At 74.4% G+C, this 21,552-nt stretch carries 19 protein-coding genes; 11 read left to right on the top strand and 8 right to left on the bottom strand.

All coding sequences use genetic code 11. The features are described 5' to 3' along the window. The first annotated feature begins 12 nt into the window (after window positions 1–12). The 4 genes from AB0D66_RS12580 (at window position 13) to AB0D66_RS12565 (ending at window position 2,596) form a co-directional block, all read left to right on the top strand. Window positions 13–768 (top strand): MerR family transcriptional regulator, encoded by a 756-nt coding sequence (locus tag AB0D66_RS12580; RefSeq protein WP_362300881.1) that lies wholly within the window; start codon window positions 13–15, stop codon window positions 766–768. A gap of 108 nt (window positions 769–876) precedes the next feature. Then, complete coding sequence (locus tag AB0D66_RS12575; protein WP_362300878.1) at window positions 877–1,506, top strand: DUF6230 family protein; 630 nt, start codon at window positions 877–879, stop codon at window positions 1,504–1,506. Continuing rightward, the gene (locus AB0D66_RS12570) at window positions 1,497–1,949 is read left to right on the top strand and encodes a DUF6114 domain-containing protein (RefSeq protein ID WP_362300875.1); all 453 of its coding nucleotides are present in this window, start codon (window positions 1,497–1,499) and stop codon (window positions 1,947–1,949) included. Before AB0D66_RS12575 ends, AB0D66_RS12570 begins: the two co-directional genes overlap by 10 nt. Beyond that, window positions 1,946–2,596, top strand: a complete 651-nt coding sequence (locus AB0D66_RS12565; RefSeq protein WP_362300872.1) for a hypothetical protein — start codon at window positions 1,946–1,948, stop codon at window positions 2,594–2,596. The genes AB0D66_RS12570 and AB0D66_RS12565 overlap by 4 nt, the downstream gene beginning before the upstream one ends. A 121-nt stretch (window positions 2,597–2,717) precedes the next feature. Here AB0D66_RS12565 and AB0D66_RS12560 read toward each other — a convergent pair whose 3' ends face one another. Then, the gene (locus tag AB0D66_RS12560; protein WP_362300869.1) at window positions 2,718–5,471 is read right to left on the bottom strand and encodes a penicillin acylase family protein; all 2,754 of its coding nucleotides are present in this window, start codon (window positions 5,469–5,471) and stop codon (window positions 2,718–2,720) included. Between the two features lie 173 nt (window positions 5,472–5,644). Between AB0D66_RS12560 and AB0D66_RS12555 the strand changes: the two genes are divergently transcribed. Next, complete coding sequence (locus tag AB0D66_RS12555) at window positions 5,645–5,947, top strand: DUF2087 domain-containing protein (RefSeq protein ID WP_362300866.1); 303 nt, start codon at window positions 5,645–5,647, stop codon at window positions 5,945–5,947. On the opposite strand, the gene AB0D66_RS12550 is transcribed toward AB0D66_RS12555, so the two are convergent. The 6 genes from AB0D66_RS12550 to AB0D66_RS12525 all read right to left on the bottom strand — a co-directional run bounded on the left by AB0D66_RS12550 (window position 5,920) and on the right by AB0D66_RS12525 (window position 13,911). Next, complete coding sequence (locus AB0D66_RS12550; protein WP_362300863.1) at window positions 5,920–6,687, bottom strand: metallophosphoesterase; 768 nt, start codon at window positions 6,685–6,687, stop codon at window positions 5,920–5,922. The two genes, AB0D66_RS12555 and AB0D66_RS12550, sit on opposite strands and share 28 nt — an antisense overlap. Window positions 6,688–6,848: 161 nt before the next feature. Continuing rightward, the gene (locus AB0D66_RS12545) at window positions 6,849–8,276 is read right to left on the bottom strand and encodes an NAD(P)/FAD-dependent oxidoreductase (RefSeq protein WP_362300860.1); all 1,428 of its coding nucleotides are present in this window, start codon (window positions 8,274–8,276) and stop codon (window positions 6,849–6,851) included. Window positions 8,277–8,317: 41 nt separating this feature from the next. Next, a complete protein-coding gene (locus tag AB0D66_RS12540) occupies window positions 8,318–8,710 on the bottom strand; it encodes a thioredoxin domain-containing protein (protein WP_362300858.1) in 393 nt (130 codons plus the stop codon). 81 nt (window positions 8,711–8,791) lie between these two features. Further along, on the bottom strand, window positions 8,792–10,231 hold the full coding sequence (locus tag AB0D66_RS12535; protein WP_362300855.1) for an aldehyde dehydrogenase family protein: 1,440 nt from the start codon (window positions 10,229–10,231) through the stop codon (window positions 8,792–8,794). Between the two features lie 204 nt (window positions 10,232–10,435). Continuing rightward, complete coding sequence (locus AB0D66_RS12530) at window positions 10,436–11,635, bottom strand: thiolase family protein (protein WP_362300852.1); 1,200 nt, start codon at window positions 11,633–11,635, stop codon at window positions 10,436–10,438. 1,142 nt (window positions 11,636–12,777) lie between these two features. Further along, window positions 12,778–13,911: a LacI family DNA-binding transcriptional regulator gene (locus tag AB0D66_RS12525; RefSeq protein ID WP_362300849.1), complete on the bottom strand. Its 1,134-nt coding sequence runs from the start codon at window positions 13,909–13,911 to the stop codon at window positions 12,778–12,780. Window positions 13,912–14,167: 256 nt separating this feature from the next. On the opposite strand from AB0D66_RS12525, the gene AB0D66_RS12520 reads away from it, so the two are divergent. The 6 genes from AB0D66_RS12520 to AB0D66_RS12495 all read left to right on the top strand — a co-directional run bounded on the left by AB0D66_RS12520 (window position 14,168) and on the right by AB0D66_RS12495 (window position 20,460). Further along, a complete protein-coding gene (locus tag AB0D66_RS12520; protein WP_362300845.1) occupies window positions 14,168–15,484 on the top strand; it encodes an MFS transporter in 1,317 nt (438 codons plus the stop codon). Window positions 15,485–15,558: 74 nt separating this feature from the next. Then, a complete protein-coding gene (locus tag AB0D66_RS12515) occupies window positions 15,559–16,254 on the top strand; it encodes an alpha/beta fold hydrolase (protein WP_362300842.1) in 696 nt (231 codons plus the stop codon). Window positions 16,255–16,338: 84 nt separating this feature from the next. After that, complete coding sequence (locus AB0D66_RS12510; protein WP_362301212.1) at window positions 16,339–17,802, top strand: amidase; 1,464 nt, start codon at window positions 16,339–16,341, stop codon at window positions 17,800–17,802. Window positions 17,803–17,981: 179 nt separating this feature from the next. Further along, window positions 17,982–18,119, top strand: a complete 138-nt coding sequence (locus AB0D66_RS12505; protein ID WP_362300839.1) for a hypothetical protein — start codon at window positions 17,982–17,984, stop codon at window positions 18,117–18,119. Continuing rightward, window positions 18,116–18,580 carry a type II toxin-antitoxin system PemK/MazF family toxin gene (locus tag AB0D66_RS12500; RefSeq protein ID WP_362300836.1) on the top strand — a complete coding sequence of 155 codons (465 nt, stop codon included), beginning with the start codon at window positions 18,116–18,118 and terminating at the stop codon, window positions 18,578–18,580. Before AB0D66_RS12505 ends, AB0D66_RS12500 begins: the two co-directional genes overlap by 4 nt. 92 nt (window positions 18,581–18,672) lie before the next feature. Then, window positions 18,673–20,460, top strand: coding sequence for an immunity 49 family protein (locus AB0D66_RS12495; protein ID WP_362300833.1), 1,788 nt, complete (start codon window positions 18,673–18,675; stop codon window positions 20,458–20,460). Here AB0D66_RS12495 and AB0D66_RS12490 read toward each other — a convergent pair. Beyond that, entirely contained in the window at window positions 20,457–21,422 is a 966-nt protein-coding gene (locus AB0D66_RS12490; protein WP_362300830.1) for an AraC family transcriptional regulator, read from the bottom strand. The genes AB0D66_RS12495 and AB0D66_RS12490 overlap by 4 nt on opposite strands. Between the last annotated feature and the right edge of the window lie 130 nt (window positions 21,423–21,552).

The following is a 21,552-nucleotide window of genomic DNA, read 5'->3' as shown; positions in this document are numbered from 1 at the left end:
ACACTCTGCCGCGTGAGCAGCCAGGTGGTGGGAGACGGGACGGGCGGCGGGCGCTACCGCCGGGAGGACGTGGCCCGCGCGGCCGGGGTCAAGGTGCGCAACCTGCGCTACTACCAGGAGCGCGGGCTGCTGCCGCCGCCGCGCCGCGAGGGGCGGATCGCCTGGTACTCCGATGACCACCTGACCCGGCTGCGGCTGATCAGCGACCTGTTGGGGCGCGGCTACACGGTCAACGGCATCGCCGAGCTCCTGCAGGCGTGGGAGGGCGGCGGCGGGCTGTCCGGACTCCTGGGCCTGGAGCGGGAGATGACGCGGGATTGGGTCCGGGAGGAGCCGGTCACGATGACCCGGGCCGAGCTGCGGGAGCTGTTCGGCCCCACGGCCACGGCCGAGGACACCCGGCGGGCGGCGGAGCTGGGGTACGTCACGGTCGACGGGGACCTGGTCACCCACCGCAGCCACCGCCTGCTGGACGCGACGCTCGCGCTGGTGCGCGCGGGGGTGCCGCTCGCGGACATCCTGGACGCCGGGGAGTTCCTCCAGGCGCAGGCGGCGGCGCTCGCGGACCGGTTCGTCGGACTGTTCCGGCGGCATGTGATCGGCCCGGCGGGGCTGGAGCGGCTTTCGGCCATGCAACTCCAGCACATCACGGAGGCGGTGACGGCCCTGCGACCGGTGGCCGGGGAGGTCGTGGCCACGGAGTTCGCCCGGGCGATGGCCCTGCGGGTGGACGCGGAGGTCGCCGAACTGCTGCGTACGGAGCAGTAGGAGTCGGCCGAAAGGGTGCGCTCGCACAACCTTGCCAACCCCCATTGGCACTCTTACATTCAACTCGTCGGTAACAACGGTGCACAGCCGATCACAAGGGACGATCTCATGCCGGATTCCCCGCACTTACCCGACGAAGACCACGGCTCCGGCCGTGTCCGCTGGCGGCGGTTCGCCGTCCTGACCGTACCCGCCGTGGCCGTGACCGCCGGCCTCGGCATCGCCCTCGCGCAGGGGGCGCTCGCCGCCTCGTTCGCGGTGTCGGGGCAGCAGTTCAAGGTGTCGGCGAAGAGCCTGCAGGGCGAGGGCTTCGCCCAGTACGGCAGCGTCGACGTCAACGCCCGCGAGGAGCTCATCCCGGTGGCCGTCACCGCCATCCGGGAGGCGAAGCTCAACAGCCTGTGTCAGTCGGTGGTCACCACGCTCCCGGTGATCGGCGACATCTCGCTCAACCTGACGGCAGGCCAGAAGAAGCCGGTCGAGGCGAGCAACCTGTTCGTGGACGCGACGCAGCTCTCGGGTGACGCGGTCTTCAGCAACATCGAGATCGGGCGCGACGCCTCCACCCTCGACAAGGGTCCGGCCGACGCCCAGGGGATGCAGGACCTGTTCGCCCAGCAGGCCGACACGGTCAGCATCACCGACCTGCAGCAGACGGCGTGGGCGACCAACGCCGGCACCTTCAAGCTCTCCGGTCTGCGCATGGACATCAGCAAGGGCAAGAAGGAATGCTTCTGAGCCGTCGGCGGTGGCGGCGGTGGCGGCGCGGCAGACCCTTCTGGGGCGGACTGTTCACCCTGCTCGCCGGGGTGTGGATCTGCCTCCTGCCGCTGGCACCACTGAAGATCATGCTCCAGCAGGGCGTGGCGGGGATCCCGTCCGTCCTGATGGGCCTCGTGATGGTCGTGCTCGGCCTCACCGCCTGGTTCTCCCCCGCCCAGCGCGCCCTCGCGGGCGTCCTCACCACCCTGATCGCCACCGCCGCCCTGGTCCTGTCGAACCTCGGCGGGTTCCTGATCGGCACCTTGCTCGGCATTCTCGGCGGCGGCCTGATGTTCGCCTGGCAGCCGCACGCCGCGACCCGCCCGGCCCCCGCTTCCGCTGACCCCGCAGCCGCCCCGTCAGCCGCTCCCTCCCCCACGACACCCTCGCACCACGATCCCCAAGGAGCACAGCCATGAGCCGTACGCGTACCTCGCTCGCCCTCGGCACGGCCGCCGCCGCAGTCCTCTGCGTGGCCTCGGTCTCCGCCTCCGCCGCGCCGTTACCCGCGGCCGGGTCGACCACCGTCACCCCGGCCGGGCACGCCTTCAAGGCCACCCTCAGCGGCAAGGCCACCCTCAAAGCCGGTTCGGTGACGGTGACCTGCAACGTGTCCGTGGCCACCGGTACGGTGCCGGCCGCCCCCGGCAACCAGAACGCGGCCGGACCGGTCTCGTCCCCGATCTCGGCGCCGACGTACAGCTCCTGCACCTCGAGCATCCCGGGGGTGACCCCGACGGTCACCACCAGCGGTGCCTGGACGGTCTCGATGCAGCACGGCTCCCCGATCACCGCGACCATGACCGTGCCGGTCGGCGGCCTCGTGGTCAAGACGACCGGGCTCGCCTCCTGTACGGTCACCACCGCGCCCGCGGCCGCGGCCAACGTCGGGGGCACCTGGACCAACGGCGCCCCGCCCAGCCTGACCTTCGCCAACGCGACCGTGCCCGTGAAGGTCACCGGCGGGTTCGGCTGCCCGACGAGTGCGACCACGTCCACCTTCAACGCGGTCTACCTCGTCACCGACACGACCGACCCGGCGCAGCAGATCACCGTCGGCCCCTGACCCGCCCGTCCCGGGCTCGCGCGCACCACGGCCCGCACCCCCCGGGCCCCGCGCGCACCACGGCCCGCCGCCCCGGAGCTCCTCCGGAACGGCGGGCCCTCCTCGTGCGCGGCCCACCGCCTCAGCGGTGCGCCGGGAACTCCGCCACCAGCTGGTAGGTGGGCCGGTTCTGCCAGTTGACCTGCGGGTGGGACAGCCCGCCGACCGGGCGCTGGACGATCGAGTCGGCGCACCACTGGTTGCCCGCGGCGCAGGTCCCGTCGGCCGGGTAGACGGCCGCCGGGGTGGCCGCGGCCGCCTGCCGGAGCGTGGCGGTCATGGCCTCGCGGCACGCGGCGAGGGAGCCGCCGCCGCAGTAGGTCCGGGACGGCGGATCGGCCACCGGCCGCCCGAGGACCATCCGCAGGTCCTCGTCCGCGTAGCTCCACCAGCCGTACTGGAAGGCCGATCCGGCGTGCGAACCGGTGGGCCCGTGGCCCGCGTTGGGGGCCTCGTCGACGGTCAGCGAGGCCCGCAGGGCGTCGTACAGCGGGGCGCCGAGGCCCGGTTCGAACTGGGCCTTGATCAGCAGCGGCCACCAGGCGTCCATGATCCGGATCGCGTCCGCGTGGGCGTACGCCTTCGAACCCTGGGCGGTCTCCTTGCGCTTGCCGCCGCCGGCCTGCCACGCGGCGAGCTTGTCGACGGCCGCGGTGACGGCCGGGTCGGCGCCCGGTCCGCTGCGCAGTACGGCGAGCAGTTCGGGCAGCAGGTTCTCGGCGCGCAGATCGGTCACGGCGGCCTCGGCCATCGCCCGGGTGAGCGTGGCGCGGGTGACCCCGCCGGCCGTGACGAGCTGCTTGACCCGGCGGTCGAGGAGGTCGCCGCGGTGGACGGCGCCCATGCCGAAGCCGGCCGCGCTGTAGTCCTTGGCCTGTTTGTTGTTCCAGCTGATGTAGTAGTCCTGGCCGATGGACTGCGGGTGCTCGGCGGGCGGGGTGTAGGCGGCGGTGTTCGCGGCCGGGTCGAAGCCCTGCCACTCGTACTGCTGCCGGGCGTGCACGGGCAGGGCGGCGTCCACGCCCGCCGGGCGCACGGGGTTCAGCCCGCTGTTGTAGTAGGCCGCTTCGCGCGCGTCGGCGTAGAACCAGTTGAAGGCGTAGCCGATGTGCTGGACGGCCTGTTGGAAGGTGCGGGCGTCCTTGACGTACGAGGGGTCGTTGAGCATCTGGAAGCCGATGATCGAGTCCGCCTCGTGCCGGTAGGTGGAGCGCAGGGCGGTGTAGGCGACGGGCTTCGCGTCCACCGTGGCGCGGTGGGTGACGATGCCGTAGTGCGTGCGCCAGACCTGCATCCGGTAGGAGCCGTCGGGGGTGGGGTCGGCGACGGACTTCTTCCAGGCGTTGGCGCGTTCCAGCTTCTCCATGGGGGTGCAGGTGCCGCGGTAGAGGTACGAGGTGCTCGTCTTCGACGGTGCGCCGCCGCCGGGTTCGCACAGTTCGACGGCGAAGGTGTCGGTGATGTCCTGGCCGGCCGAGGTGGCGCTCCAGGCGTAGTCCTGGCCGCGGCCGAGCTGCACGTACATGCTGACACCCGCGAAGGAGGCGCCGCGGGCGCTGATGCCGGGCCCCTGGATCTCCTGGAGCATGAGGAGCTGGGGTGCGAGGTAGCCGGTCTGCGGGCCGAAGACGGCGACGGGGCGGCCGCTCGCGGTGTGGGCGCCGGAGACGAGCAGGGCGTTGGACATGCTCTGCTTGACGGGCCGTGGCGGGTCGGCGGCCTGCCTGGCGGTCGCCGCGCCCGTACGGTCGTACACGAGCTGTTCGGCGACGACGGATCCGGCGTCCGGGAGGGCCGCGCCCTGCGGGTTCGCGGGCTTCTGGGCGTACGGGAAGCTCGCGCCGTCGTGGACGGTGAGCACGGCCTCGGGGTCGTTGCGCTGGCGGAAGGACTCCCAGACCCGGGTCCCTTCCTCCAGGCCGTACTTCTGCTGCGCGGACAGCAGCGAGAGCGCGGCCTGGACCTCGCCGCCGCCTCCGCCGCCGAACAGGCCGCCCACGACGGAGGCGAGGGCGATCAGGTCGGTGATCTTGAAGGGGTGTATCTCGCCGGCGTTGGTGACGGAGTTGATGTGGCCGGTCAGGACGTACTCGCCGGGGAAGTAGCGGCCGTTCTTGGACTGGGTGCGGTAGAGGTTGATGCCGTCGACGTAGGCCTGCGCGTCCTCCATCGCGAGCCGGCCGCGCTCGCCCTCGGTGGTGCGGATCCGGTCCACCTGGGCCTGGAGATCGGCCTCGGTGTACGGGGCCTGCGGCCAGAACTGCTGCTCCAGGCCCTGGTTGGCGAGGGCGCCGCCGGCGAAGGGGGTCAGGTCGCCGCGGCCCACGTGCCGGAAGAGGTCCATCTGCCAGAGCCGGTCCTGGGCGGCGGCGTAGCCCGCGCCGAAGGAGGTCCCGTAGCGGGTGGTGCCCTTGATGTGGGGGACGCCGGTCTTCTTGTCGCGGGTGATGGTGACGTCGGGGCGGGGGCTGGCGGTGGATTCGGCCTGGCCGGCGGGCACGCCGAAGGAGGCGTCGTTGAAGAAGTCGTTGACCTTGGCGTCGGTCAGTCCCGGATAGCCGGCCACCAGGGAGTCGTAGCGCGCCAGTTGGTCGGAGGTGTGGGCGGGCAGCGCGCCGAACGCCTTGTGCAGGAGGATCTGGGCGAGCGTGGCGTTGCCGTTCTGGCCGGGCGGCAGGATGTCCGAGCACTGGCTGCCGCAGTAGTCGGCGATCGGCAGCGGTACGGGGTCGGCGGCGGCGGCCGCGGCCGCGGCGGGCGGTGTCAGCAGGCTCGCGCCGAGGGCGAACAGCGCGGCGGCGACGGCAGTTCTCAGGCGGGCGGTGGGACGTAACATGCGTGCTCCTCCGTGGGGGGCAGGAACCGGTCACGGGGAGGGTACTGACGGAACTACCACTCAGTAAGATGAACGACCGTCACTTTTCTGGAACCGCCCGCCGCCGGGCGCGGGGCGCGGGATCTCCGAAATTGCGTTGCCCCGGCGGCGGGTACCGGGAGAGGCTCCCTGCCATGTCACAGAGCACCGAACAGCAAGGGACCGCGGCCGGACCGCGCCGCGACGTCTCCGACCTCTTCTCCGGCGGCCGCCTCACCGCGATCCCGCGCAAGGCGGCCCGGCGCGAGCAGTTGCTCGTCCACCTGGCGCAGACCCTCTTCGCCGCGGACCGGCAGTACACGGAGCCCGAGGTGAACGACGCGCTGCGCGCGGTGCACGAGGACTGCTCGGCGCTGCGGCGCCATCTGATCACCTCGGGCCACCTCACCCGGACCCGGGACGGCAGCAGCTACCGGCGGGCGACGGCCACCCGGTAGTGGGTCGTCAGCCGCCCGTCCTCGCCCAGCACATGGAAGGCGACGGCGGGCGGCTCGTCGAGGTGGACGTGGTGGTCGGGCCCCGCCTGCCGCTCCCACGGCAGCCGCAGGGTGGACACCACACCCGGGGCCACCAGCAGCGGACGCCCGGCGAAGGTGGTCGCCGCCGCGGTGTGGGCGTGCCCGCACAGGAACGCGGTCAGATGGGGGTGCCGCTCGACGAGGGCGGCGAGCCGTTCCTCGCCGAACTGCCGGATGCCGTCGACGTACGGGGTGTGCAGCGGGACCGGCGGGTGGTGGAAGGCGACCAGCACCGGGGTCTCGCGCGGGGTGCCGGCGAGGACCCCGTCCAGCCAGGCCAGCGTGGCGTCCTCCAGGAACCCTCGGTCCTCACCGGGAACGGACGAGTCGCACACCGCGAGCACGAACCCGTCCCCGCGCACCACTTGGTCGACCGGCTCCGCGGACGCCGTCTCCCCCTCCCCCAGCAGCCCCCGCCGGAAGGCGGCCCGCTCGTCGTGGTTGCCGGGGCAGACGACCAGCGGGTGCCGCGAGCGCAGGAGTGCGGCGGCCTCCTCGTACTCGCCGGCGGCGGCGTGGTCGGCTATGTCCCCGCTCACCAGCACGGCGTCGAGGTCGTACGGAAGTGCGTCGAGGTACTCCATGACGGCGCGGGTGCGCTCGGCCGCCCGCGGGCCGCCGTCGAGGTGGATGTCGCTGAGATGGGCGATCACGATCACGGGCGATGCCTCCTTGGTCTCCGGTCGAGCGCGGTGCTCGAGAAGCGTGTCGGAGCCATTCAACAGGCGCACGCTCCTCGAACGCCTCCCCCGCGACCCGTTGTCAGAGGGTCCCTCCCCTGTTCGATCACGCAACGGCCCGCCCGCGCCGCCTGAGTCCGCTACCCCCGGTACGCCTCCAGCAGCCTGAGCCAGACCTCGCTGATCGTCGGGAACGCGGGGACCGCGTGCCACAGCCGATCGAGCGGGACCTCGCCGGCCACCGCGACGGTGGCCGCGTGCAGCAGCTCGGCGGCGCCCGGGCCGACGAAGGTGGCTCCGAGCAGGATCTCGCGGTCCAGGTCGACGACCATCCGGGCCCTGCCGCGGTAGCCGTCGGCGTAGAGCCCGGCGCCCGAGACCTTGGACAGGTCGTAGTCGACCGCGCGCACCCGGTGGCCGGCCCGTTCGGCCTCGGCCAGGCTGGGCCCCACCGCGGCGGCCTCCGGATCGGTGAAGACCACCTGCGGGACGGCCCGGGTGTCGGCGGTGGCGGCGTGCGCACCCCACGGGCCGGTGTCGAGCGTGCCGCCGGCCGCCCGGGCGGCGATGGCGGCTCCCGCGATCCGGGCCTGGTACTTGCCCTGGTGGGTCAGGAGCGCCCGGTGGTTGACGTCCCCGACGGCGTACAGCCAGTCGTGCCCGGGCACCCGGCAGCTGTCGTCGACCCCGATCCACCGGCCGGCGGACAGCCCGACGGTCTCCAGCCCGATGTCCTCCGTCCGCGGTGCCCGCCCCGTGGCCACCAGCAGCTCGTCGCCCTCGAGGATCTCGCCGCCCTCCAGCACGACGCTGACGGGCCCGGTGGAGCCGTCCCGTACGACGGCCTCGACAGCCACGTCGGTACGGACCACGGCGCCGGCCTCGCGCAGCGCCTCGGCGACGAGCTCGCCCGCGAAGGGCTCCATCCGCGGCAGCAGTCCCGGGCCGCGTACGAGTACGGTGACCTGCGATCCGAGGCCCTGCCAGGCCGTGGCCATCTCCGCGGCCACCACCGAGCCGCCCACGATCAGCAGCCGGCCCGGCGCGGCCTGGGCCGAGGTCGCCTCGCGGCTGGTCCAGGGGCCGGCCCCGGCCATGCCGGGCACGTCGGGGATCACGGCCCGGGTCCCGGTGGCGACCACCACCGCCTGGCGGGCGGACAGCACGTGGTGCTCCCCCTCGGGGCTGGTGACGGCGACCTTGCGGACCCCGTACAGCCGGCCGTGGCCCCGGTACACGTGGGCGCCGATCGAGTCGAGCCAGTCGATCTGGCCCTCGTCCTTCCAGTTCCCGGTCCAGTAGTCGCGGTGCGCGAACACCGCCGCCGTGTCCAGCGGCCCCTCGGCGGCTCCCGCCAGCCCCGGCACCCGCCGGGCGTCGGCCCGGGCGAGCACGGGGCGCAGCAGGGCCTTGCTCGGGACGCACGCCCAGTACGAGCACTCCCCGCCCACGAGCTCGCTCTCCACCAGGGCGGTGCTCAGCCCGGCGGCGCGGGTCCGGTCGGCCACGTTCTCGCCGGCCGGTCCCCCGCCGAGCACCACCACGTCGTACTCCACGGCTTCAGTCATACGGGCCAGTGTCACCGCCCGCCGGGGGCGGCGTCACGCAATCAGGCCTCCGGCGTGCCGGTTTCCCCGGCGCCCGGCTGCTCCGCGGCGATCTTGGCGCGCACCTCGTCCATGTCGAGGGCGCGGGCCTGGGAGATGAGGTCCGTCAGCGCGGCCTCCGGCAGGGCGCCGGGCTGGGCGAAGATGGCCACCTGGTCCCGGATGATCATCAGGGTGGGGATCGAGGTGATCTGGAACGCTCCGGCCAGCTCCTGCTGCGCCTCGGTGTCCACCTTGGCGAAGAGCAGGTCGGGGTGGGCCTCCGAGGCCTTCTCGTAGACGGGGGCGAACTGCAGGCACGGCCGGCACCAGCCCGCCCAGAAGTCGATCAGCACGAACGGGTTCTCGCTGACCGTCTGGTCGAAGTTTTCCTTGGTGAGCTCGACTGTAGCCACGGTGTCCTGCCTCCTGGTTGAGCGTTCTGCTCCTTGAACGAACGACGTCTCCGCATCATTCCGCCCCCGGCCGGACAGCGCCTAGAACGGATGCCCTGCGGGGGTGGAGCGCGTGGTGGTCCAGCGCAGCTCGGTGAACGCGTCCAGGTTGGCCTCGCCGCCGAAGCGGGCCCCGGTGCCGGAGGCGCCGAGCCCGCCGAACGGGGCGACGGCCTCGTCGTTGACCGTCTGGTCGTTGACGTGCGCGATCCCGGTCGGGATCCGGTCGGCCAGGTCCAGCCCGCGCGCCGCGTCCCGGGTGACGATCCCGAGGGAGAGCCCGTACGGGCCGGCCGAGGCCAGTTCCACCGCCTCGTCCTCCGTCGCGAAGGACCGTACGGGCGCGACGGGGCCGAAGACCTCCTCGGCGTAGGCGGGGGTGTCGTCGCCGGCGCCCGCGAGGACGGTCGGCCGGTAGAAGAGGTCCCGGTGGGTGCCGCCCGCGACCAGCTTGGCGCCCCGTGCGGTGCTGGCCTCCACCAGGGCGTGGACGCGCTCCACCTGGGCGCGGTCGATCAGCGGGCCGAGGTGGACCTTCTCGCGGTACGGGTCCCCCACCGCCAGTGCCTCGGCGCGGACGGCGAGCCGCTCCACGTACTCGTCGTAGAGCGAGGCGTGCACGAGGTGGCGGCCGGCGGTCATGCAGATCTGGCCCTGGTGGAAGAAGGAGCCCCAGGAGGCCTGGGCCACGGCGGCCCCGACGTCCGCGTCGCGGAGCACGACGAGCGCCGAATTGCCGCCCAACTCCAAGTGGGCTCGGGTGAGGTGACGGCCCGCCAGTTCCGCGACGGAGCGGCCCGCGGCGGTGGATCCGGTGAACGACACCACCCGCACCCGGGGGTCGGCGACCACCGCGGCCCCCGTCTCCGCGCCGCCCGGCAGGACGTGCAGCAGGCCGTCCGGCAGACCCGCGGCGGCGAACACGGCGGCGAGCGCGAGGCCGCCGCACACGGCGGTGCGCCGGTCGGGCTTGAGGAGCACCGCGTTGCCGAGGGCCAGCGCGGGCGCCACCGAGCGGATCGACAGGATCAGCGGGGCGTTGAACGGGGCGACGACCCCGACCACCCCGGACGGCACCCGGCGGGTGAACGAGAGCCGGGGCGCCTCGCTCGGCAGCACCTGCCCGGTCGGCCGGGAGGCCAGCGCGGCGGCCTCGTAGCACTCCTGCGCGGCGACGTGCAGCTCGAAGTCGGCCTTGCCGGGGATCGAGCCGGACTCCCGCACCAGCCATTCCCGCAGCTCTTCGGCGTGCGCGGCGAACAGGTCCCCGGCGCGGCGCAGTACGCCGGCCCGCTCGGGGTGGGTGGTGCGCGCCCAGTCGCGCTGCGCGGCCCGGGCCCGTACGGCGGCCTCCGCGACATCGCCGGGCGCGGCCAGGCCGATCGTCGCGAGGGTGCGGCCGGTGGCGGGTTCGACGACCGGGGCGTCGCCGCCGGTGAGGGTGGGTCCGTCCTGCCAGAGCGTCGGATCGAGGAGCGGCATGGCGCGGTGCCTCCGGGTGGGGATGGGCGGGTGGCCGGGGAGGTGCGGGGGGCGGCAGCACGCGCCATCGTGCCAGACCGCAGGCGCCACTTCTGTTCAGTTATTGGGCAGTTGACGGATGACGGTGACCGGAAACGATCGACGGCCCCGAACCCGGAACGGGTGCGGGGCCGCCTGGAGCGGTCTGCCGGGAGGTGTCCGGCCTCAGCGCTCCAGGACGAGCGCGATGCCCTGGCCGACCCCGATGCACAGCGCCGCCAGGCCGGTGCCGGAGCCCGCCGCCGCCAGCTGGTGCGCGACCGAACCCGCCAGCCGGGCTCCCGACGCGCCCAGCGGGTGGCCGATCGCGATGGCGCCACCGCGCGGGTTGACCACGGCCGGGTCGAGCTCCGGCCAGGCCGCGAGGCAGCCCAACGCCTGTGCGGCGAAAGCCTCGTTGAGCTCGAAGGCGGCGAGGTCGCCGAAGCCGCGGCCCGCCTTGCCGAGCGCCTGCTGGACGGCGTCCACCGGGCCCAGCCCGAAGAGCTGGGGCTCGATTCCGGTGACGGCGGAGGCACTGATCCGGGCGAGCGGCTCCCGGCCGGTGGCGGCCAGCCCCGCCTCGTCGGTCAACAGCAGTGCCGCGGCACCGTCGTTGAGCGGGGAGGCGTTGCCGGCCGTGACCGTCCCCCGCCCGTCCGTCCGGAAGGCGGGCTTCAGCCGGGCCAGGGCCTCGGGCGTGGAGCCCTCGCGGATGCACTCGTCCCGTACCAGGTCCACGCCCTCGTAGGGCACGACCTCGTCGTCGTACAGGCCGGCGGCCCAGGCGGCCGCCGCCTTGCGGTGGCTCTCCAGGGCGAAGGCGTCCTGCGCCTCGCGGGTGACGGCGTACTTGTCGGCGACGAGCTCGGCGCCCTCGCCGAGGGAGACGGTCCACTCGGCGGGCATCCGCGGGTTGGTCATCCGCCAGCCCAGCGTGGTGGACCACATCTGCTGGTGGCCGGCCGGGAAGGTGCGCTCGGGCTTCTGCACCACCCAGGGGGCGCGGGTCATCGACTCGACGCCGCCCGCGATGGCGACGGAGGCGTCGCCGAGCGCGATGGCACGGGCGGCCTGGATCACGGCTTCGAGGCCGGAGCCGCACAGCCGGTTGACGGTGACCCCGGGGACGCTCACCGGGAGGCCCGCCAGCAGGACCGCCATCCGGGCGACGTCCCGGTTGTCCTCGCCCGCGCCGTTGGCGTCGCCGAAGACGACGTCGTCGATGCGCGCCGGATCGAGGTCGGGCGTACGGTCCACCAGCGCGCGGACCACGTGCGCGGCGAGGTCGTCCGGCCGGACTCCGGCGAAGGCCCCGCCGAACTTGCCGATCGGGGTGCGGACGGCGTCGACGACGTAGACGTCGCGGACGGTGCGGATGCTCATGGGGTCGCTCCTGGGCGGATCCGTACGGTCGGTGGCGCTCCGGTGCGGGCGTGGGCACCGCGGAACGCCCCCGTGCGCGCCCGGTGGGACGCGCCCGCAGTCTCCGTCCGCAGGTCACCGCCTGTCAACGGCCCCCCGCGCACCACCCTGGAAGCGACCTCCGCCGCGCGGGGGCCCCCGGGGGCGCCGACACGGGCGCGCACCGGGGCATCGGCGGGACGCCGGAGCGGCGGGACGCCGGGGCGGCCGGAGCGGCGGGGCGGCGGGGCGACGGCACGACGGCACGACGGCACGACGCGTCGCCGGTGCAGCGGTGCAGCGGCACGGCAGTGCACCGGGCCGCCGGTACGGCTATGCGGCGGGGCGCCGGCACGACGGCACGACGCGTCGTCGGTACGGCGGTGCGGCGATGCAGCGGAGCGGCGGTGCGCGCCCTGCCGCCGGCACGGCAGTACACCGGGCCACCAACACGATGGTGCGCTGGGCCGTCCCACGGCAGTGCGGCGGGTCGCCAACACGGCAGGCACCGGGCCGCCGGCACGGCTATGCGGCGGGTCGCCGGGGCGCCGGCACGACGGCACGACGCGTCGTCGGCACGGCGGTGCGGCGGTGCGGCGGTGCGGCGGTGCGGCGGTGCGGCGATGCAGCAGAGCGGCGGTGCGCCCTGGCGCCGGCACGACAGTGCGGCGGTGCGAGGGCACGACGCGTCGCCGGTGCGGCGGTGCAGCGGCACGGCAGTGCACCGGGCCGCCGGTACGGCTATGCGGCGGGTCGCCGGGGCGCCGGCATGACGCGTCGTCGGCACGGCCGTGCGGCGATGCAGCGGTGCGGCGGTGCGCCCTGCCGCCGGCACGGCAGTGCACCGGGCCACCAACACGATGGTGCGCTGGGTCGTCCACGCGGCAGTGCACCGGGCCACCGGCACGGCAGTGCGGCGGGTCGCCAACACGGCAGGCACCGGGCCGCCGGCACGGCTATGCGGCGGGTCACGGGGCGCCGGCACGGCTATGCGGCGGGGCGCCAGCACGGCGGGGCGCCGGCGCGGCAGGGGGCCGGCACGGCAGGGCGCCGGGCCGCCGGCAGGGCGGTGCGGCCGGCCCCCCGGTGCGGCCCGCCCCTCGGCGCGGAGAGCCGGCGGCGGGTCAGGTCGACTCGCGGGGGACGGCCGCGGCCGCCATCAGGTCGTGCCGCTGGGTGACCTCGGACGGCTCCCGCACCGCTCGGTCCACGAGCGAGGCGAGGTGTTCGCCGGTCGGCAGCTCGATCTGCACCGTGCTCAGCCGGGGCCGCAGCAGCCGGCCGATGAGCAGGTCGTCGGCCCCGATGACGGCCACGTCCTCGGGGACGCGCAGCCCTTCGTCCTGCAGGGCCCGCATCAGCAGCATCGCGTACTCGTCGTTGTACGCGAAGACGGCGTCGAGCCCCAGTCCGCGCCAGCGGGCCGCGAGCGCCGCGGCCGACTCCTCGGAGTAGGCCATCGGGAGCGCCTCGATCTCCGCTGCGCGACCGGCCGCGGACCCCGCGGTCCCCGCGGACCCCCCGGACCCCGCCGCCCCCAGCGCCCCCACCGCCTGCCTGGCGCCCGCGTACCGGGGGCCCGAGAACAGCTCCAGCCCGTCCTCCTCCGGCACGACCACGCCGATCCGGCGCCGGCCGCGCTCGATCAGGTGGGCGGCGGCGCGGGCCCCGACCTCCTCCTGGTTCATGACCAGCGCGTGCGCTCCCGGCACGCTGACGGGACCCATGGTGATCACCGCGCGGGCCCCGGCCCGCTTGAGGGTGGCCACGTTGTGCGCCGAGAGCGTGATCTCGCCGAGCGAGATCACCGCCACCGGGCGCAGCTCCGCCCACGCGCGGGCGGCCTCGTCACCGCTGAGGCCGAGGCTGCCGTACTGGACCACCGTGTAGTCGAGCCGGCGCAGCGCCCACTGGAGTTCGTTGAGGAAGGTGCTGTACAGCGGCCCGATCGGCACGTGCGAGGTGGGCAGCAGCACGATCCGGGTGTGTCCGGCGCGCAGGCTGCGGGCCGCCGCGTGCGGCACGTACCCGAGCTCCTCGGCGGCCTCGCGCACCTTGCGGCGGGTCGGCTCGCTGATGCGCACGGCCTCCGCGTTGTTCAGGACGTACGAGACCGTCGCGCGCGACACGCCCGCGAGCCGGGCCACGTCGGCGCTGGTCGGCACGGGCGGCGGCGGGGGCTGCAGCGGTGGCGGCACGACCGGCCCGGAAGCGGCCGCCGGCGCCGGCGGCTTCGGCGATTTCGATGACTGAGACATTGCCGTGGCATCTTTCCAGACCGGTTGCGGCCGGGGTCTAGCGGATGGCCTGAAACGGATGCTACACAGTGGTTACACGATTCATTGACACGTGTAACCCCGGTGTCACATCCTCGTCACCGGGCACGCCGTCGCCTGCTTCCCCAGTCGTGCCGTCGCCCTGTCGCGCTCCGTCGCACCCCCGCCGTCGCGACAGGGCGGCGCGCACCCCTCCCCCCGCACCCCTCATCCCCTCGTACCTGCCCAGGAGGGCATCGTGGGCCTTTCCTCCCCCGGCAGCGGCAACGGCAACGGCAACGGCGCCGACACCGCCGCCACCGCCAGCGCTGCCACAACCGACGCGCCCGTCGCGCCCCGTACGCCCGAGACGCCCGCCCCCTCCCGCCCCGGACGCGGCCTCCTCCCGCTGCTGCTGGTCGGCAACACCGCCATGTACGCGCTGTACGTCGGCGTCGCCGGCGTCCTGCTCGCGCTCCAGGTGGAAGACATCGATCCGGCGAACAAGGTCGCGAACTTCGGCCTGATAGCAGGGGTCTCGGCGATCTTCGCCACGGTGTTCAACCCGGTCGCCGGAGCCCTGTCCGACCGCAGCGGCCGGCGCAATCCCTGGATCCTCGGCGGCGGACTCGCCGCCGTGCCGGCGATGTTCCTGCTCGGCTTCGCCGACACGATCCTGCTGATCACGATCGCCTGGTGCCTCGGCCAGGCCGTCATGAACATCTACCAGGCCGCCCTCACCTCGGTGGTGCCCGACCGGGTGCCGATGAGCGCGCGCGGCAAGGCCTCCGCAGCCGTCGGCCTGGGCCTGCCCTTCGGCTCCACGCTCGGCGCGCTGGTCGGCGCGGCCTTCTCCGAGGACTACCGCACCGGCTACCTCGTCTTCGGCGCGCTCGTGGCGGGCTCCGCCGTGCTGTTCACCGCCGGCACCCGCGAGCAGCGGCTGCCGGCCCGCGCGCCGCTGCCCGTCAGGGCCCAGCTCGCCGCCTTCGCGAGCGCGCTGCGCGACCACGACTTCCGGTGGGCGTTCATCGGGCGGGCGCTGCTCGTACTCGGCTACTTCGCGGTGAGCGGCTACCAGCTCTACATCCTCCAGGACCACACGGCGCTGCCCGGCGGCATGGCCCCGGAGGCCGCGGTGGCGGTGCTGATGCCGCTCACCAGCGTGGCGATGGTCGTCTCCACGGTCCTCGGCGGCTACCTCTCGGACCGCTTCGACCGCCGCAAGCTCTTCGTGGGCGCGTCCGCCCTGCTGTCGGCGGTGGCCCTGGTGATCCCGGCCGTGTCGACCAGCTGGACGGCAATGCTGGCCTTCTCGGTCGTCAACGGCCTGGCGTTCGGGTGCTACATGGCCGTGGACACCGCTCTCGTGACGATGGTGCTCCCCAAGGCCGAGGACGCGGCGCGCGACATGGGCGTGCTCAACATCGCCAACGCCGGCCCGCAGATCGTCGCTCCGTTCATCGCCTCGGTCGTCGTCTCGCTCAGCGGCGGGTACACCGCCCTGTTCGTCGTCGCGGCGGTCCTGGCGGTGGCCGGCGCCCTGGCGGTCAAACCGATCCGCAGCGTGCGCTGACCCGTCCCCCCGTCCCCCCGTCCCCCCGCCCCTGTCCTCCTCCTTCCATCCACTCGTCTCCGAAAGGCACCACCGTGCTGCTGCACACCCAGAGTTGGGGCGAGGGCGACCGCCTCGCCCTCCTGATCCACGGGATGATGGCCGACCACCGGACCTGGCGCCGGGTCGGTCCCGCGCTCGCCGACCGCGGATACCGCGTCATCGCCGTGGACCTGCGCGGTCACGGGGCCAGCGGCCGGGGCGAGTACCGCCCGGAGCTCTACGCGGACGACGTGGTCGAGACCCTCCCGGCCGGCGCCGAACTCGCCATGGGCCACTCGCTCGGCGGCCTGACGCTGTCGCTCGCGGTGGAGAGGCTCAGGCCGCGGCGCGCGGTGTTCTCGGACCCGGCGTGGCACCTCGCCGCCGCCCCGGAGGGCTTCGGGCCGGAGCTGCTCGCGGAGTTCAAGACGGCGCCCAGGGAGCGGATCCAGGCGATGAACCCGCGGTGGGACGAGGCCGATGTGGACATCGAGCGGGCGACCCTCGCGCTGTGGGACGAGGCCACCGCACTGAGCCTCGGCCCGCTGGCGGGAGCCGACCTGATGCCGGCGGCGCCGGTGGTCCCCTCGCTCGTGCAGCTCGCCGACCCGAGCATGCTGATCTCGCCGGAGCGGGCATCGGTCCTCAAGAGCCGTGGTTTCGAGGTCCGTTCGGTCGCCGGGGCCGGACACACCATCCACCGCGACGACTTCGACGGGTTCATGGCCTCGCTGGAGGGCTGGATCTAGTCAGCCCCGGCCACTCCCCACTACGGTCTCCTTACCGACGGGTAATGGGGAGTGGTCGCGGTGTCTGATCCTTCAGCGTCAACGGTGCCGGCGGCCGGACCGGCCGCGGGGGGCTCCGGGTACGGGTACGGCCCCGGGTACGGCCCGGAAAGGCCCGCGGGCCTGGTGGAGATGGCGGCTGCCCTGACCGAAGGCTCCGTCTCGGCACGGGAGTTGACCGAGCGCGCGCTGCTGCGGATCGAGGCCGCGCAGCCGGAGCTCAACGCCTTCCGGAGCGTGCGCGCCGAGGCGGCCCTCGCGGAGGCGGACGCGGCGGACCGGCGCCTGGCCGCGGGCGAGCGGCTCCCGCTGCTGGGGGTCCCGCTCGCCGTGAAGGACGACATGGACGTGACCGGCGAGCCGACCTCCTTCGGCTGCGCCGGGAACTTCCCCGCCAAGACCGCCGACAGCGAGGCCGTACGCAGGCTGCGCGCGGCCGGCGCGGTGATCGTCGGCAAGACCCAGACCCCGGAGCTGGGCCAGTGGCCGTTCACCGAGGGAGGGGCCTTCGGCGCGACGCGCAATCCGTGGAACCCCGCCTACACCCCCGGCGGTTCCTCGGGCGGCTCGGCGGCCGCCGTGGCGGCGGGGCTGGTCCCGGCGGCGCTCGGCTCCGACGGCGCGGGCTCGGTCCGCATCCCCGCCGCGTGGACGCACCTGATCGGCGTGAAGCCGCAGCGCGGGCGCATCTCCACCTGGCCGGAGCCCGAGTCCTTCCACGGGCTCACCGTCAACGGCGTACTGGCCCGCACCGTCGCCGACGCGGCGCTCCTGCTGGACGCCGCGAGCGGCCCGCACCCCGAGGACCTGCACCGCCCGGGCCGTATCTCGGCCGTCGAGGCGGCCCGCCGCACCCCGCGCCGGCTGCGCATCGCGCTCTCGTTCGCGATGCCGTTCACGGCGACGCCCAAGTCGCTCGACCCGGAGGTCCGTTCGGCGGTGGAGCGGCTGGCCGGGCGGTTGGAGTCCCTGGGGCACGAGGTGGTCCCGCAGGACCCGCGCTACGGCCCGATCGGCCTGACCTTCGTCCCCCGGGCGACGAGCGGCGTCCGGGACTGGGCGTCGCGCGTCCCCGATCCCGGGCTGCTGGACCCCCGTACGCACGAGGCGGTGCGGACGGGCCGGATCCTCGGCGGCCTGCCGCTGCGGGCGGCCCGGCGGGCGGAGTCGGTGCTGCGCCGGCGGGTCGGGGAGATCTTCGGCCGCTTCGACGTGGTCCTGACCCCGACGACGGCCACCCCGCCGCTGCGGGTCGGAGCCCTGTCCGGCCTGGGGGCGATGGCCACGGACCGGGCGATGATCACCGCCTGTCCGTACGCCTGGACGTGGAACGTGCTGGGCTGGCCGGGCGTCAACGTCCCGGCGGGCTTCACGCAGGACGGCCTGCCGGTGGGCGCGCAACTGCTGGGCCCGGGCGACTCGGAACCGACACTGCTGAGCCTGGCGGCGCAGGTGGAGTCGGCGGAGCGATGGTCCGCGTGGTGGCCCGGGGACTCCGGGGGCCGGTAGCCCCCGGCCGGTGCCCGTCCGTGAGCGACTCGGCCAGACGGACTGTCGTACGTACCCGGGGGAAACCCGCCGGCAGCGCGACGCCGACCAGCCGTCCAGCCGTCCAGCCGTCCAGTCCCGCCTACCTCGAGTGGGCGCTGAGGCCCAGCCGGCCCGGCAGCGTCATCATCGGCGGCAACGTGGTGCGTGACGGCGCCGTGGCCGTCGGCAGCATGGGCTACGACGGGCTCGTCATGGCCCTGGTCGCCGAGTGGCCGCGACGCCCGACCGCGGCGCCGGGCAACCGGCATCCCGACCCGCTAACCTCACCCGGATGACGGCTATCTCCCCCCACGGCAACCACCACACCGACCAGCCCGGACGCGACGGCCGCACCGCCACGGCCGAAGCCGATCCGCGCGCCATCGGCCCCGTACGGACCTCCTACGCGCCCGACCCGGACGGCGATCCGGATCCCGGCGAGATCGTCTGGACCTGGGTCCCGTACGAGGAGAACGACGGCCGCGGCAAGGACCGCCCGGTGCTGGTCGTGGCGCGGGAGCCGGGCGGCCGGACGCTGCTGGCCGTGCAGTTGTCCAGCAAGAGGCACGACCACGACCGGGAGTGGGTGCCCATCGGCACCGGTCCGTGGGACAGCGCCGGGCGGGAGTCGTGGGTGGACGTCGACCGGGTGCTGCGGGTGCACGAGGCGGGCATGCGGCGCGAGGCCTGCGCCCTGGACCGGGGCCGCTTCCAGCTGGTGGTCGACCGGCTGCGCGAGCGCTACGGCTGGCAGTAGCCGCCGGAGGGCGGCCACCCGCCCGGCCTCCCCGCGGCCCGTTCGTCTAGCCTGGGGCGCGACGGCAGGCAGGGCAAGGGGAGCGGACGGCAGTGCGGATCGAGCGACACCGGGTGGACGGGGCCGCGCTGTCGGCGGCCCGTGCGGACTTCGGCCACCGGATCGGCGGGCAGGTCCACTCCATGGCGAAGGCCGGTCCGGTGACCGGACGCTCCTGGTGGCTGATCGCACGGGAGTTCCTCGACTACCTGGGCGCCCTCTCCGTCGAGGTGCCCGCTCTCGACACACCGGAGGCGGAGGCGGCCCTCGCCGACGCCGCCGAGGCCGCCGTCGGCGCAGTGGCGTACGGCGCGTACTACCCGCGCGTGCCCTTCGACGTCTTCCTCACCCGCTACGCGGACTTCGGCCTGCGGTACGACGCCGAACCCGACGGGCTTCCCGAACCGGTCAGCGCGGAGCAGTGGATCGAGGCCTTCTGTCTCGCCGTTCTCGTCGGCAGGACCGAACACCACGGCGAGGCCTTCCACTTCGCCCGCCGGGAACCCCAGCGGGACGGGGCCGGAACCCCGTCGGCCGAGCTGATCAACGGTCTGCTCGCCTACGTCAGCGGTGACATCGGCAGGGAGTACCAGAAGGTCCCGCCGACCCGCGGTGAGAAGCTCGCCGCGCTCGACGCCGCGCTCGGGCGGATCGCCGACCGGCGGGCCCGCAGCGGGGAGGACCTCGCGGGCCACCCGCACAGCGCCGGGCTCCGCGCCCTGCGCGCCCTGGCCCTCGGCGACCGGGACGCCTTCCGTGCGGAGTCGGCCGCGCTGCTGCTCCCGTACGCGGCCCTCGGGGCCGCCCCCGGCCGCGGTCCGGCCCCCGCCCCGCGCTCCCTGCTCCCCCTCCTCCCGCTGGCCCTGACGGCGCTCGCCCGGCGCCGCGAGGGATGGCAGCCCCCCGTCGAGACCGGCTACCTGCCGCGGGCGCTGGTCACCGGCTTCGAGGCCGCCGCGCCGCGGGTCGAGGCGTACGGACGGGCCCGCCGGCCCGACGCGGTCGCCGCGCTGGCCGCCGGTCCGGTCACGGTCGAGCGGCCGGCGCGCAGGCAGCCCGTCCACCCCGGGGCCGAGGCGCTGTTCGAGCAGTACGCCCGCGAGGCCCTCGCACCGGCGCCGGGGGTGCCGCACGGCATCCGGCAGCTGACGCAGGCCGTGGACTACCACGTGCTCCTGTTCAAGGCGCGCGCCGCGCAGGCTCCGGAAGCCGCGGACTCCGCGGACGCGCTGCGGAAGGGCCTGCACCTCGCGGCCCGGCTGAGCTCCACGGTCTTCCGTGCGGCGCTCGCCGAGCCCGGCAGCCGGGTCGAGGTGACCGTCGACGGGGAACTGCTCGCGTACCCGGCCGGGCGTGACGGGAACGCGGGCCCCGCGCGGTGGCACACGGGGGTGCTCCTCGCCCTGGCCACCGGGCGCCGCGAGGACCTCGCCCCCTTCGTGCTCACCGGTCCCGCCTGCCACGAGCAGGACCGTTCCGCCTACGCGTCCTACCGCCGGGCCCTGCACGACTACCTGCGCGGCGAGGACCCCGGGCCCGCCACCGACCAGGCGCTGGCCGATGCCCCGCGGGTCAGGGGCCGGGGCTTCGAGGAGGCGCCGGCCGTGCTCCTGTCGCAGTTGGTCGAGGGGGACGAGGAGAGCTTCAACCTGGCGCTGCTGGACGCCCTCGAAGCCCATCGCGACCACTTCCTCGTCGCGGACCGCGCCGACCACCCGGACGCGGCGGTCAGCCTCGACGTCCTGGCGCTGGCCTGCCACGCCCGCCGCCGGGGCTGGGGCATCAGGGTCTCGTCCGCCTACCTGCCGCCGCACCTGCTCGAGACGGCCGAACCCGGCTAGGCCGTCTGTTCCGGATCGTGCCGGGCCGCGCGGAAGGCGGCGGGCGGCACCGTCCCTTCCGGATCTTGCCGGGCCTGCGCGCGGAAGGCCGCGGGCGGCAGGCCGTAGGCCTCGCGGAACGCCCGGCTGAACGCGGACGCGTGCCGGAAGCCCCGCCGGGCGCCGATGACGTGCACGGGCACCCCCTGGTGCAGCGGGTCCGCCAGGTCCTGGCGTGCCCGCGCGAGCCGCCGGCCCTGGAGGAAGGCCGCGACCGTCGCCCCGTCCGCCTCCTGCTGGAACACCCGGTGGAGATAGCTGACGGAGATGTGGTGGGCCGCGGCGATCGCGGGGACGTCCAGCAAGGGATCGTCGGCGTGGTCCCGGATGAAGGCCATCACGCGGAGCGCCAGGGCGCGCCGGTGCGTCTCCGGGGTCAAGGACCGGTCCGCTTCGAGGACGCCGGCGAAGAGCGAGGCGACGAGATCGGCCAGTACGCCGCTCAGGCGCGGGCCCTCGGCCGGCCGGTAGGACCGGCTGTCCTTGGTCACCTGGTCGAGGAAGGTGGCCAGCAGGGCCCCCATTCCCTCCCGGGCCGAGATGCGCTTGCCGATGACCCGGCCGGCGGTGTGCGGGGGCAGCGGCAGCAGCGCCTTGGGTACCTCGACCCCGATGATCTCGACGGAATGCGGGCCGGAACTGATGTCGAACGGCCGTGATGTGTCACTGGTGTGGATGTCTTTGACACCGTGCACCACGGTGTCCTTGCCCAGGGTGACCGCTCCCGCCCCGCGCTTGATCAGCGAGAGGTGGAACGCCTCGGGGTCCGACCTCGCTATCAGCTTCGGTGTGCGGTGGAAGGTCAGGGGGCGGCATTCCATCGGGTAGACCGTGATCCCGCCGAGCGAGATGACGCGCTGGTTCACCCAGAAGTCGGCTGCGTGCTCGCTGCGCATCTCCATGGGCGCGTGCGTCTGCGACATCAGGGCCCGCCAGCTCTCGAAACGGTCGGCGGGCGCTAGGTCCTGTCCGGCGGATCTTGTGACTGTCTGCTTGTCCGGTCGTTAGGTCCGGCATGGGGCGGGGTGATCTGACGAATGCGGAGTGGGTGCG

Origin of the sequence: Streptomyces sp. NPDC048270 (genome assembly GCF_040652335.1) — a bacterium.
In the GTDB taxonomy this organism is placed as follows: Bacteria; Actinomycetota; Actinomycetes; order Streptomycetales; family Streptomycetaceae; genus Streptomyces.
Note: the sequence above shows the minus strand (reverse complement) of the source record. Positions and strands in the feature narration are given on the sequence as shown.